Annotated in this window: 14 protein-coding genes and 1 pseudogene; 8 read left to right on the top strand and 7 right to left on the bottom strand. The window is 43.0% G+C overall.

What is annotated here, in order from left to right:
• Window positions 1–51: 51 nt before the first annotated feature.
• The gene (locus V7K67_RS19235) at window positions 52–1,194 is read right to left on the bottom strand and encodes a DNA-methyltransferase (protein ID WP_335167939.1); all 1,143 of its coding nucleotides are present in this window, start codon (window positions 1,192–1,194) and stop codon (window positions 52–54) included.
• Between the two features lie 209 nt (window positions 1,195–1,403).
• Window positions 1,404–2,807, bottom strand: a complete 1,404-nt coding sequence (locus V7K67_RS19230; protein WP_334731792.1) for a serine/threonine protein kinase — start codon at window positions 2,805–2,807, stop codon at window positions 1,404–1,406.
• Window positions 2,808–2,901: 94 nt separating this feature from the next.
• Here V7K67_RS19230 and cbiT point away from each other — a divergent pair, with 94 nt between their 5' ends.
• Both cbiT and V7K67_RS19220 read left to right on the top strand, forming a co-directional pair.
• Window positions 2,902–3,504, top strand: coding sequence for a precorrin-6Y C5,15-methyltransferase subunit CbiT (gene cbiT / locus V7K67_RS19225; protein ID WP_334731791.1), 603 nt, complete (start codon window positions 2,902–2,904; stop codon window positions 3,502–3,504).
• Window positions 3,505–3,766: 262 nt separating this feature from the next.
• Entirely contained in the window at window positions 3,767–4,648 is an 882-nt protein-coding gene (locus V7K67_RS19220) for a phosphatidate cytidylyltransferase (protein ID WP_334711558.1), read from the top strand.
• Window positions 4,649–5,070: 422 nt separating this feature from the next.
• Here V7K67_RS19220 and V7K67_RS19215 read toward each other — a convergent pair whose 3' ends face one another.
• Window positions 5,071–5,784, bottom strand: coding sequence for an LmeA family phospholipid-binding protein (locus V7K67_RS19215; RefSeq protein WP_335167937.1), 714 nt, complete (start codon window positions 5,782–5,784; stop codon window positions 5,071–5,073).
• Between the two features lie 134 nt (window positions 5,785–5,918).
• Between V7K67_RS19215 and V7K67_RS19210 the strand changes: the two genes are divergently transcribed.
• Both V7K67_RS19210 and V7K67_RS19205 read left to right on the top strand, forming a co-directional pair.
• Window positions 5,919–6,731, top strand: a complete 813-nt coding sequence (locus tag V7K67_RS19210; protein ID WP_335167935.1) for a pseudouridine synthase — start codon at window positions 5,919–5,921, stop codon at window positions 6,729–6,731.
• On the top strand, window positions 6,706–7,518 hold the full coding sequence (locus V7K67_RS19205; protein ID WP_335167933.1) for a helix-turn-helix domain-containing protein: 813 nt from the start codon (window positions 6,706–6,708) through the stop codon (window positions 7,516–7,518). The genes V7K67_RS19210 and V7K67_RS19205 overlap by 26 nt, the downstream gene beginning before the upstream one ends.
• Before the next feature lie 109 nt (window positions 7,519–7,627).
• Here V7K67_RS19205 and malQ read toward each other — a convergent pair whose 3' ends face one another.
• Window positions 7,628–9,136 (bottom strand): 4-alpha-glucanotransferase, encoded by a 1,509-nt coding sequence (malQ, locus tag V7K67_RS19200; protein WP_334731788.1) that lies wholly within the window; start codon window positions 9,134–9,136, stop codon window positions 7,628–7,630.
• Between the two features lie 197 nt (window positions 9,137–9,333).
• Between malQ and V7K67_RS19195 the strand changes: the two genes are divergently transcribed.
• Window positions 9,334–9,765: an NUDIX hydrolase gene (locus tag V7K67_RS19195; protein ID WP_334706801.1), complete on the top strand. Its 432-nt coding sequence runs from the start codon at window positions 9,334–9,336 to the stop codon at window positions 9,763–9,765.
• Window positions 9,766–9,910: 145 nt separating this feature from the next.
• On the opposite strand, the gene V7K67_RS19190 is transcribed toward V7K67_RS19195, so the two are convergent.
• Window positions 9,911–10,354, bottom strand: coding sequence for a type II toxin-antitoxin system VapC family toxin (locus V7K67_RS19190; RefSeq protein WP_334731795.1), 444 nt, complete (start codon window positions 10,352–10,354; stop codon window positions 9,911–9,913).
• Between the two features lie 2 nt (window positions 10,355–10,356).
• The gene (locus V7K67_RS19185; RefSeq protein ID WP_334731787.1) at window positions 10,357–10,665 is read right to left on the bottom strand and encodes a hypothetical protein; all 309 of its coding nucleotides are present in this window, start codon (window positions 10,663–10,665) and stop codon (window positions 10,357–10,359) included.
• 221 nt (window positions 10,666–10,886) lie between these two features.
• On the opposite strand from V7K67_RS19185, the pseudogene V7K67_RS19170 reads away from it, so the two are divergent.
• The 3 genes and pseudogenes from V7K67_RS19170 to V7K67_RS19160 all read left to right on the top strand — a co-directional run bounded on the left by V7K67_RS19170 (window position 10,887) and on the right by V7K67_RS19160 (window position 12,799).
• Window positions 10,887–12,226, top strand: a pseudogene (locus V7K67_RS19170) (Rid family detoxifying hydrolase).
• Between the two features lie 13 nt (window positions 12,227–12,239).
• Entirely contained in the window at window positions 12,240–12,494 is a 255-nt protein-coding gene (locus tag V7K67_RS19165; RefSeq protein WP_334706798.1) for a hypothetical protein, read from the top strand.
• Window positions 12,491–12,799, top strand: a complete 309-nt coding sequence (locus V7K67_RS19160; RefSeq protein WP_334732029.1) for a type II toxin-antitoxin system VapC family toxin — start codon at window positions 12,491–12,493, stop codon at window positions 12,797–12,799. Before V7K67_RS19165 ends, V7K67_RS19160 begins: the two co-directional genes overlap by 4 nt.
• Here the strand turns inward: V7K67_RS19160 and tumE are convergent.
• Complete coding sequence (gene tumE, locus V7K67_RS19155; protein WP_334732027.1) at window positions 12,700–13,023, bottom strand: toxin TumE; 324 nt, start codon at window positions 13,021–13,023, stop codon at window positions 12,700–12,702. The genes V7K67_RS19160 and tumE overlap by 100 nt on opposite strands.
• Window positions 13,024–13,090 lie beyond the last annotated feature (67 nt).

Here is a 13,090-nt window from a genome sequence, read left to right as displayed (position 1 = left end):
GCTGATGAGGCTGATTTTCTTCATGCCCTCTAATCTACCATCTCTCTGTACTTATTTTTCCTGGTAGCCTAATTTCCACCGTGAACGGTTACCATCTTTTTGTAACAAAATCATATAGTAGCGTAGCTGTACTGACTGGTTATTATCAGCGTTTTCTGTTGCTATTGGTGATAAATCTACTGGAGGTTCAACAACCAAAGGAGCATTTTCTTCAAATCTCAGTTTTGAGCTTTTGATGTAGTCTTCATCAATCTCAAAAGCTAACCAGCGTCTTTGTAAAGTTTCTGCAACTCGACCTGTCATATTAGAACCAGCAAAAGGTTCTAAAACAATATCACCTGGTTCTGTACAAAGGTTGATGACAAACTCTGGTAAAGCTTGAGGGAATCTTGCTGGATGTGGCTTAAAACCTTCTTGTTTGCAACGCCTTTGGTAATAATCGTTGGAAGCAGTATTCGAGGCAGAAATTACATTTACGGGCTGGACTAAATCTTCAAATAAAGTTTCTTCTATAAGAGTCTGTTGCCCTATTTCTTCTTTGTCTGTACTATAACGTCCATCAATAATATTCGGGGGAATAGCTCCTCCCCTGTCCTTCCCAAATTTATCAGAAATATCATGGCCTGATGGTCTAACTTTGGGTTTATACCCATTCTTTAAAAGGTTTTTCATCGCATCACTATAAGGCTTTAAAACCCTTCTATTATTAGCTTTAGGATGCGGTTCTTTTGACAGCCACCAAATTGTATTTACTGAATCTTTAACTCTTTCCCTGCGAACTGTTACCCATTCGGCAGGGGTAGGCAGTTTTGCTGGGTTATACCAATACAATTCTTGTGCCAGATAAAATCCAAGTCCGCCTTTTTCTTTTGCTTTGCACAAAGCAACAACTAGTTCAAAATGATAAAGAGAACGAACTGGCATTCCCTTAATCCAACTGCCACCTATATCAATAACTAGTGAGCCTGTTGGTTTAAGAATACGGTAAAAGTGTGCTGCATAATCTTTAAACCATTCAACATATTCCTCAGCATCAACGTTTCCGTATTCTTTTTTACGAATCAATGCAAATGGTGGAGAGGTGCAAATTAAATCGATACTTTCGTCGAGAATACCTGCCATTAATTCTAGGCTGTTTCCCAAATAAGCAGCACCAAATTTTGTTTCGTAGTAAGGGTTACAATTAAGTCTCATCTAAACTTTGTTAGTACAGTTGTACAGTCTATGAAGACAGTATCATCCATAAAAGCATAAGTTTTCAAACTATTAGCTATTTTTTTGATCAATTTACTGAATGAACAGGGCAACGTGCCAAGTATCTGTGCTTAAACAGTACGCGTGTACTAAGGCGAGTGTGGTCGAGACAAAACTGGACACCTTGAACAAAGCAATAATCAATGCAACTAACTTCTCATTGGATTGGTAATTGGCAAACCTAACCAATCGCTTAATTCATGAGCTAGCCATTCCAGTTCCGCTTCAGATTTAATTGCACCACCACTACCACCAAGCTGATATTTTTTTACTCCTACCCAAATATCCAATTGTGCGGGAACGGCAATTCTAGTGCCTTCAGAATCTTTAGTAAAATGTTTGGGAATGTAAACTAACTTATTAATACTTTGCCTTGACGATGCACGCGGACGATAAAATTTCCAAGCAAACAACTCCCAGGTTAGGGCAATTTGTTTGAGATTCACACGTAAGCAGATGCATCCAAATAAATGAAAGAGAAATTTATACACCATCATCAAGCCAGCACCCCAAAAAGGAAATGAAAACAAGGCAAAGGGGATGTTGACAGGAAAAGGCGCTGAGAGTGCGCCAAGAGTCCAAAAGAGAATAAATGAATTCCAGACGATCGCAAATAAACCTGTAAATACTATTGATGAATCAAAACCAGCAGGTGGAACGATAATTTCTAGAGAATCCCCATTTTTGGTTAGTTGAATCTTACTCCCATAAGGTTTGCCAACAACCAAAATAGGCAGGTTTGCCGGTTGTGGTTTTTCTAAAGCTGCCAGTGCAGCACTAGCAGAACTCAAACGGCGTTCTAAACTAGGTTCAATCATCCACTTTAACCAATTGCTAAAGCTGGGACTGAGATTAGCCACTTGCTCAAACTGAATCCGAAAATCCTTTTGGGGTAAATCGGCTGGGTGAGTACCCGTCACTAAATAAATTAAGGTCGCCCCTAAACTATAAAGGTCTGATGCTGCAACAGTGCGTCCGCCAAATTGCTCTGGTGGCATATAACCATAAGTTCCGACTACAGTTCTTGTCCCGGTTTCGGTAGCTAAGACGGTTTGTACTGAGCCAAAATCTACCAAATAAACTTGACCGACACTATTGCCAGAACGCTCCCCCAATAAAATATTGCTAGGCTTAATATCACGATGAATTACAGGCGGATGTAGCTCATGTAGGTAAACGAGAATCTCTAAAAGTGCTTTAGCTATCTCTTTGACTTCAATTTCTGTAAAAGTCCGCCCAGTTTCTAAACATTGCTCTAAAGTTTGTGCTCTTATATAAGTTTGTACTAGAGCAAATCCTTTGATGGTTGGTAAATTTACCTCAAAATAGTTTAAATAGCCAGGAATTGAGGGATGTGCTAGGTTTTTTAAAGTTTCAGCTTCTCGCTCGAACAACTTAAGTGAATCCCACTCAAAGTCACTACTAAAAGAGAGTAACTTGATGACAACTAATTCCTGAGTTTGCAAATCACGAGCTAATAGCGTCCGCCGCCCTGCTTTTTTTCCTAATAGCTGCTGAACTTCGTAGCGTTCGCCTAATATTTCGCCAATCATTATGTTTTCTTAATAATGCTACGGTTGAAAAGTTTTATAGCTGATAGCTTTTCAATTTGGCAAATCGATATCTTTAGTATAATTCCGTAATTCTATGCCCTCCCAACTTTGGCCTTATATTACCCCTGGTATTCCCGATGAATTATTTGAACATTTGCCAGGAATTCCCCTGAGTCAGCGAGAAGTCCGACTGCTATTGATTTCCCAACTGCGGCTAAAATCAGATTCCGTGTTGTGGGATATTGGCGCAGGGACAGGTACAATTCCGGTAGAGGTGGGGCTATTGTGTCCAGGTGGACAGATTATCGCTATCGAAAGGGATGAAGAAGTAGCTAATCTGATCAAGCGTAACTGCGATCGCTTTGATGTGAAAAATGTCGAAGTAATTGAAGGAAGCGCCCCAGAGTGTTTACACGATCTTAAGGTTGCCCCTCACCGCGTTTGTATCGAGGGAGGACGCCCCATTCAGGAAATACTGCAAGCAGCTTGGCATTATTTGCCGCCATCCGGTCGGGTTGTAGCCACAGCTGCTAATCTAGAAAGTCTATATGCTATTTCCCAGAGCTTTTCTCTGTTAAGAGCTAGAAATATCGAAGTCGTCCAATCTGCGGTTAACCGCTTAGAGACGCGTGGCTTTTCTCAAAGCTTTACCGCCGTTGATCCCATTTTTATCCTTAGTGGTGAGAAACTGGACTAGGGACTGGGGATTGGGGACTAGGGACTGGGAACTAGGGACTAGGGACTGGGAACTAGGGACTGGGGACTGGGGACTAGGGACTGGGGGAAACGAGGAGACAAGGGGGACAAGGGGGAATTATTGAACAAGTCTCTCCCTTATCTCCCCCCTCTACCTTGTCTACCTTGTCTCTTCTCAATGCCCAATCCCCAATCCCCAATACCCAATACCCAATCCCCAATACCCAATACCCAGTACCCAGTACCCAGTACCCAATACTTCTATGCCTTGGTCTCGGATTATTAGTGGAATTGTTGCGATCGCTCTTGCTCTTTCTGTTACCCTTTTGGGTGGTTGGTACTTTACCATCATGTTTGCGGTTATCGTCTTTTTGGGTCAACAGGAATATTTCAATTTGGTGCGAGCCAGAGGTATAGTTCCTGCTGCTAAAACCACAATGGCTGCTAGCCAAGTATTGCTGGTAATTTGCACGCTAGATGGCAGTTTAGCTGATGCTGTGATGCCAATAGCTGGCACACTTATTTGTTTTTACCTGCTGTTTCAACCCAAATTTGCCACGATCGCTGATGTTTCTGCTTCCATTATGGGGCTATTTTATGTAGGTTATTTACCAAGTTACTGGGTGCGGTTACGAGCAATTGATAGTGCTGCTTTTAGCAATCTCCCTTTTGGAGGTTACTGGCCTATAACCTGGACAGATTTCTGGGAGAAGGCAAATTCCGCTTCTCTACCACAAGGTTTTACAGCAACACTACTAACTTTTTTGTGTATTTGGGCAGCCGATATCGGTGCTTACACCATTGGCAAATTCTTTGGAAAAACCCGTCTGTCTGAGATTAGCCCGAAAAAAACTGTAGAAGGTGCTGTCTTTGGTATTACTTCAAGTGTTGCTGTAGCCGTAGCAGGAGCCTATTATCTTCACTTGCCAAGCTCCCCTTTCACTGGTTTAGCATTGGGTTTGCTGATTGGCATTGCTAGTCTTTTAGGGGATCTCACTGAATCTATGCTAAAGCGAGATGCTGGAGTCAAAGATTCTGGACAGTTAATCCCCGGTCACGGTGGTATTTTAGACCGTACCGATAGTTATATTTTCACAGCTCCTTTGGTTTACTATTTCGTGACACTACTGTTGCCGCTACTGTAGCGGTTTTCAGTTGAGTTCAATACAGACCTAAGAAGAACAGCTAAAGTATTGCACTGACCTATATCCCGCCCGGAACTTAAGTTCCGGGCTAATAGCTCAAGTCCACTCAAGTGGACTAAAATTCTGATGTAGTCCTCTTGAGAGGACTTAAGCTATTAGCCTTGCAATACTGCGTAGGTTTTGGAATTTCTTGGTTGAGGCAAGCTGTTCAATAGCCGGGGGAGAAATGGAGGCTGACGTTGAGTTTTGCTTCCCCTGCAACGCCAGCCTCCCCTGCTTATCCGAGCAGTATTGATTAGCCTTGGAATTCTATTCCGAGGCGGGATAGCAACGAAGCGGGGGATTGTCCCCTTGTCCTCCTCATCCGCTGAGAGGCACTAGATCATTTAAATAGTGTATTAGCATTTTTAAATCTGTCATCATCAAGGATTAACGTTAATCCTCCCACAACAGACTAACTTGCCTGGGATCATTGTTAGTTCTTGGATATCGACATCTGAACCAAGATCCAGATTGTAATCATGATTATCCTCTAACATATCTTCTTGGGCAGGCTGGATTGGAATCAGCGCCACTTCCAACTCATGCCCACTGAGTAACTGTAAGCCCAGACAAATTTCTAGAGGCGTTGTTTCACTATTGGTTACTCTCAAACCTCGCAGTATAATTTGGTTGTTCCCCAGAAGAATTTCTTGCCAATTAATTGGTTGTGTCTGTGGGTAATGTGTTGGTAAAACCTTAACCAGTAGATCGCTCAAAGCAGTCGATAATAAGTTAGATGAGAGAGAAGCATTGAGATCCTTCTCGTCTATGATTAAATCGCCAACCACTGGTACTGTTTCTAACAGTCGCAGGGGTTTTCCCTTGAGTACGGAGCCGATGTTTATCCGAATATTTTCTGCTGTTAATTTAATTTGTGTAATCTGGAGACCTTGATAAACTGCATGAGTAGCAAAAATAGATACCGAAGGGATGCGCCCAGAGAGAAGTTGGCGATCGCTCGCTGTGATCTCCACTTCTAATTCCGATATTTGGCTGACTTGCGCTCTTAACCAAAGCTTGACTGCTGTTGTTAGTACCTGCGTAATTATGCGGATTTTATTTGCATTTGTTGTTTGGGAATTTTGCTCTGGCATTTAACCAATCTGTTTATGGGTATTTGTTCAACAACTGAACAGAAATTAAATAAGCCTTAAATGTAACATTTATGCCTACTCGCTACAAAATGCAAATATCATTTAATTGTTAACAGTAAATAAGCAATTTCCACATGGAGGTACGGTTACAAAAAATTATTGCTCAATGGGGTATCGCCTCACGTCGCGAGGCCGAAGAAATGATTAGGCACTCACGGGTACGGATCAATGGAGTATTGGCACATTTAGGTCAAAAAGTTGATCCCGAAAAAGATGCGATCGCCATCGATGGTAAACCTGTATCCGAAAAGCAGCGTCCGGCTTTAATATATCTATTGCTACACAAACCAGCAGGAGTGGTTTCGACTTGCTACGACCCTCACCACAGACCAACAGTCCTGGATCTACTACCGAAAGAATTACGGGAGGGTTCAGGTATTCACCCAGTTGGCCGTCTAGATGCAGACTCCACAGGAGCATTAATCCTGACCAATGACGGAGAACTGACATTTGAACTAACCCATCCCCGCCACAGCATTTCCAAGACATATCATGTTTTGGTTAAAGGACACCCGCCAGAAACAGTACTCCAAAAGTGGCGTCAGGGTGTGATGTTGGAGGGTAGAAAAACCAGGGCTGCTAAGGTACGTCTAATCGAACGTCGTGCCGAGCAAAGCTTTTTAGAAATAGTGTTGCAGGAGGGAAGAAATCGCCAAATTCGCCGCATAGCTCAACAGTTAGGATACCCAGTAATTAAGCTGCATCGAACTGCTATCGGCCCAATTCAATTACAAACTCTAAAGGAACCCTTGTTGTCAGAGGGTAAATATCGTTCCCTCAAAGATCATGAGATTCACTTTTTGCAAGAGCAAATAACGCAACCTATTAAAGATTCAGCGGAGTTAAGGAGTGTCAGTAGGCATGAAATGGCTAAGAAAGAAGAATAATCACCAGCCATCACTTTCATTAGAGGAACAACGAGCCGAAAAGTTGGCAGAATTAGGCGCTCAACTTTGGGCATTGCGGCAAGAACAGGGTCTTTCTCTAGAGCAAGTGGTTGTATTGACCAGAATTCCCCGGCGATTATTGCAGGCGATCGAAGAAGGTAATTTAAACGATTTGCCAGAACCAGTCTATATTCAGGGTTTGATTAGGCAATTTGCGGAAGCTCTAGGCTTGAATGGAGTCGAATTTTCTGGCACTTTTCCAATCAGTTCTGCAAAAGCGAACTCCCAAGGTATTGGGAATACTTCACCCCTGGCTCAACTACGTCCAATTCATCTTTACTTTCTTTACATATTGCTAATAGTATGCTCTGTAAATGGCTTATCTCAGTTATTAAATAACGCGGTACTACAAGCAAGTAATAGCCAAAATCAGCCATATCCCAAACAAAAGTCCGTTGTCAAACCAGAATTAGCCCAACTAAAAGAGTCAATGGAGGTACAACCCGTCAGCAACAACCTGAGCGGCGTCCAAAAGGAACAGGTTGTACAGATTGGTGTCACCTTGAAAGCCTCATCTTGGATTCGTGTAGTAGCCGATGGCAAAACCGAGTTTGAGGGTATTCTGCCAGAGGGAACTCATCGAATTTGGAAGGCCCAAGAGCAACTGACAGTGAAAACTGATAATGCTGGCGGTGTTTTGATGAGTGTCAATCAGGAGAAAGCTAAAGAAATGGGAGAGCCGGGGAAAGAGGAAGAAGTTAGGATTGCTGCCAAGCCTAAGTTTTGAGATGAGGGAGATGAGGGAGATGAGGGAGATGAGGGAGATGAGGAGGTATTTATTTCTCCTTCTGCTCCCCCTGCTCCCCCTGCTCCCTCATCTCCCCATTCCCTACTCCTCACTGGGCTTCTGGGGCGCGTCCATTAAGTCTGGTCAGAACTTTTAAGCGATCGCGCCATTCATCTCTCAACGCTCCTTCTTGATAGCGCCATTCCCAGTTACCCTCAGCAATACTGGGAAAATTCATTCGTGCTTCGTTTCCTAATCCCAAAATATCTTGCAAAGGAATAATCGCTTGGTTGGCTATAGAACTTAACGCCAATCGAATTAAATCCCAGTGAATGCCTTCAGAACTTATACAACCTAAATAAAGCCATAAGTTATGCTTTTCGTAGTCGTTAGCTGTGTTGAACCAGCCGATGGTTGTGTCATTATCGTGAGTTCCGGTATAAACTACAGCATTCCGCGAGTAATTGAATGGCAAAAATGGATTAGCGGGATCTGAACCAAAGGCAAACTGCAAAATTTTCATTCCAGGAAATTCATACTTGTCTCGCAGCGCTTCTACCCCTGGTGTAATTACCCCCAAATCTTCTGCTAAGACGGGTAGCTTGCCCAACTTCTGTTTGATCGCTTCAAAAAAAGCGTCTCCAGGTGCTTCCACCCATTCGCCATTAATGGCAGTTTCTTCACCTTTGGGTACTGACCAATATGCCTCGAAGCCCCGAAAGTGGTCAATGCGAATTATATCGACATAATCCAGCATGGCCTCAAAGCGCTGTACCCACCATTTAAAGTCTTGTTTTTGCAGTTCCTCCCAGTTATAAACCGGGTTTCCCCACAATTGACCGGTGGCGCTAAAGTAATCTGGTGGAACTCCTGCCATTTGGGCAACTTCTCCCGTTTCTTCGTCTAAGCAAAAGATGTCGGGATGCGCCCACACATCGGCACTATCATGAGCTACGTAGATAGGAATATCGCCGATAATGTCAATGCCACGCATGTTCGCGTAGTTTTTCAGGTCTGACCACTGCCGGAAAAACTCAAATTGGATGAACTTGTAATAAAATATATCTCCGTTAAGCCGATGCTCTACCTGAGCTAATGCTTCTGGTTCCCGCTTGACAAATTCTGGCTCCCATGTATTCCAGCTTGCACCATTGTTAGCATCTTTCAGCGCCATAAATAAGGCGTAATTATTTAGCCAATAGGCTTTACTGTCGCAAAAGCCTTCAAACTCTTTATGCTGGATAGGCGTAGCATAGGCTCTAAAGTTTTCACAGGCTTTTTTGAGTAGCCCAATTTTAATCGGTACAACCTGCTCAAAATCTACCTTTTCTGCCGGAAATCCTGGTAAATTAGCAAAGTCTTCTCCAGATAGCAAACCCTCTTCTAGAAGTTTTTCTGGGCTAATGAGCAGCGGATTTCCCGCCATTGCTGAGTAGCACATATATGGGGAATTACCGTATCCAGTGGGGCCTAGGGGTAAAACTTGCCAATATTGTTGATGGCTTTCTTTTAGAAAATCAATGAAGCGATAGGCTTCTAAGCCTAAATCCCCAACGCCAAATCGACTGGGAAAGGAAGTAGGATGCAGCAAAATGCCACTGGATCTAGGAAAAGGCATAAGTAACCTTAATTATGAGAGGGAGCAATTGTCTGATGGAGACGCTACGCGATCGCATCGAATTTATCACGCTAAGTACAGCTTTAAAAGCTGGCAGGAGTGGGGAGTAGGGGAAGCAGAGGAGAATAATTAATAACCAATGCCCAATTCCCAATCCCTAATTAATCCAAAATCTAAAATCTAAAATCTAAAATTCCATGTCTTACCGAAATCCTACACCAACAGTTGATATCATCATTGAACTAGTAGATCGACCTCATCGGCCAATAGTGTTAATTGAAAGACATAATCTACCTTTAGGTTGGGCTATTCCTGGTGGCTTTGTAGATTATGGCGAAGCTGTGGAAGTGGCGGCACGGCGAGAAGCTGAGGAAGAGACAGGTTTACAGGTGGAGTTGGTTGAACAATTACTGGTGTATTCTGACCCCAATCGCGATCCGCGTCAGCATACGATTAGCATTGTGTTTTTAGCGACAGCTACGGGGGAAGTTGTGGCTGGAGATGATGCGAAGGGTGTAGGTATTTTTGAGTCTTGGCGAGTGCCTAGTAATTTATGTTTTGACCACGATCGCATTCTGCGCGATTATTGGCGATATCGGCATTATGGGATACGTCCGAGGTTGGGGTAAGAGGAACGTGACGCAGAGCAGCTTGCCGCAGGCTACCGCAGAGGCGCAGAGGGCGCAGAGAGATGAGGGGAGAGGAATATCTGGAATTCCCCAACATCCAGTTTGGGTAAACGTTCTGTAGGAATCGGTTGGTGTTGTGAGGATGTCAAAGCCAAGATTCTAAGGCTAAGGCTTGTACTTGTTGTATCCTTTGAAAATCGCTGTCCCCTGAGACGACGGTGAGGTTATAGTGCAGAGCAGTTGATGCTATCCACAAGTCGTTATCGCTAAACCCCAAATCTTGAACTGTAAACTTTCTACGCTTTGCTTTATCTTTGGGGCCAAAATGTTCGACAATTTGTCCTTTGAGGCTACCGTAAACATCGGCAACTCCTCCATTAATGGGATAAAGGTCAATGGTTTGCAGAAAAGTTCTGACAAAGCGAAGATTTGCTTCTTGTTGAGCAGACTTTTGCACCATGTAAAGAAGTTCACCTTGCACGATAACGCTAGTTGCAACCCCTAAGCCGATGTGTTCTTGTAACCAACGAATGATGTTTGTTTCTCCAAAAATGATCCGGCTACAATGATTGGTGTCTAGGAGATACATCACTAAAATTCAGCCTGGGAACGGGTTTGGTAAACAAGCTCCAAACACTCCTCAAAATCATCACCTTGCCAGGTTCCGGCAAACTTTAGCAAGTCTTCTGCTTTAGAGCCTCTAACAATTGGTGTTGCTTCCTGTATTTCCGCTTTCGTTTGATGATTGGAAGTATGAGCATTTTTTTCCGTTGACAGGTCAACAGATTTTTCCTCGGTTGTTGGTTTTGTCTTGAGAAAACGCAAAAAATCTAGTGTTTGGGCTAGTAGAACATCTGAGGATGATTCAATTTCTTGGAGCAGTACTTCTTTAATATTCATCGATATTTTGCAGTCTGTCGTAATCGTATTATACGAGTGCGATCGGGATGCTGACCTGATGGCATTATTGGGATACGTCCGAGATTGGGGTAAGAGGAACGTAGACGCGGAGCGGCTTGCCGCAGGCTACCGCAGAGGCGCAGAGAGAAGAGGGGGAGAAGAATACCTGCGACACAAAGTTTTTGTGATTATACTGTGTCAATGGTATTCAAAGGTGCATTATGGACGCTGAGGAACTGTTGGAAAGATACGCCGCAGGAGAGCGGAAATTTCATTCAGTAAATTTGAGAGGTGTAGACTTTAAAGGTGCAAATCTGAGTGGGATAGACCTAACAAGTGCAGATTTGACGGGAGCAGATTTGAAGTAAAGCGAACTTGAGCGGCGCTAATTTCAGTAACGCCAACCTAGATAACGCCAACTTGAGTGATGCTACACTCAATTCTGCAAACTTAAGCGACACATCCTTGAATGAAGCAAAAATCGTTAGAGCTAACCTTACCAAGCCCCTTCGGGGCGGGAACAGGGAACTCTTAACAGGGAACAGAAAAAAAATTAGCCCCGAATACAGGGTTTAAAGCCCCTAAATTTATTTATGAAAAGAGATAAAAATATTTGAAACGAGATGGCGTCAGCCACGATGTTTCAATGTGTCCTTGTACAAATCCCCTGATTTTAATTATGGGGATTTCCCTGTTGCCTGTTGCCCGTTCCCTGTTCCCTTTTAATAGTGCTAATTTAACAGGGGCTAACTTGTTTGGATCTGATTTGAGTCAAGCAAACCTAAGTGGTGTGATACTCAAAGGTGCTAATTTGCAGGGAGCCAAAATTCGTGGTGTTAATTTATCTCAAAAGGATTTGTCAGGAATGAATCTGGCTGAAGCTGATCTAGGTGCAGCAAATCTCATAGGCGTAAATTTCAGAAAAGCCTGTCTAAAAGGGACAAATTTAGAGAAAGCAGAACTGCAAAAAGTAGATTTGATCAACGCGAATCTGAACGAGGCAAACCTGAAGAAGGTAGATTTAACTGGCGCAAATATCTATGGTGTCAACTTTAAAGATGCAGACCTAACTGGTGCGATAATGCCAGATGGAGAGGTTTACAAGCCGATCGCTGCTGAAGCGGAAATCGGTAAACAGGAAACATCGTTAGAGAAAGTAATATCTATGACACGTAAAGTAATTAATACTGATAACGCACCTGCACCAGTAGGCCCTTATAATCAAGCGATCGCAGCTTCAGGTCAATTTGTATTTATAGCTGGACAAATTGCCATCGATCCCCGCCTTGGTGATGTCGTCTACACTGATGATGTCAAAAAACAAACTGAGCAGGTATTAGCTAATCTTGAAGCCATTCTCATAGCCGCTGGGGCGACTTTTCAAGATGTGGTGAAGACCACTGTATTTTTAGCTGATATGAATGATTTCGTGGCGGTGAATGCCATTTATGCTAAATATTTCCCGGAAGATACAGCCCCAGCACGGGCTTGTGTGCAGGTATCGCGCTTACCTAAAGACGTGTTGGTAGAGATTGATGCGATCGCTGTGATTAGCGGTTAGGAGAAATAGAACAATGAGCAAAATTTTAACGGTTACATTTGATGGTTCTGTTTTGCGCCCAGATATTCCACCTGATTTAGAACTGAACAAACGCTATGTGATTACCATCGTTTCTGAGGATATTAACTCATCTGAAACTAAAGTGGCTGATGTGTGGGATGTATTAGAAGATTTAACAGGGACAGTTGATGCACCCGAAGATTGGGCAAGTCAACACGATCATTACCTCTATGGCACACCAAAACGTCAGCCTGAAATTAACACATGACGGGTGAGCGAATATTTTTAGACACTGTTTTTATCCAAGCGTTACTAAATGTACGCGATCAATACCATCTCAAGGCTAAAACACTGCTACTGCGTGTTCAAAGCGCCGTGGAAGTATGGGTAACTGAAGCTGTTTTAATTGAAGTTGGTAATGCTTTGAGTGCTTTTAATCGCACAGCCGCGATACGATTTATCCAGCAGTGTTATCAAACACAAAATATGTGTGTTGTAAGTGTAGACACACAACTGCGATGTTTATGGTGCGGGAAGCTAGGCAAGTTGGGAAAGTGTGGTGTACTGTCATAACGAAAAATCAGACTATTTTGCTCATCTTGAAAGTGATAGCGGTAATCAATATATGTAATGTGATTGTCTACAATAACCAAGGCTTCACTGACTGCCAGTAAATATTTGAGAGCGAAACGTATTCTAATGCGGAGATTTGCTCTCTCTGTCGTTAAAATTACTGCACTATATTCCTCAACGTATGTGTTATGACAATTGATTAAAAGGGAACAGGGAACGGGCAACAGGCAACAGGGAAATCCCCATAATTAAAATCAGGGGATTTGTACAAGGACACATTGAAACATCGTG

The sequence above is a fragment of the Nostoc sp. genome, assembly GCF_036917155.1.
Classification (GTDB): domain Bacteria; phylum Cyanobacteriota; class Cyanobacteriia; order Cyanobacteriales; family Nostocaceae; genus Nostoc.
This window is presented reverse-complemented; position numbering and strand designations above follow the sequence as displayed.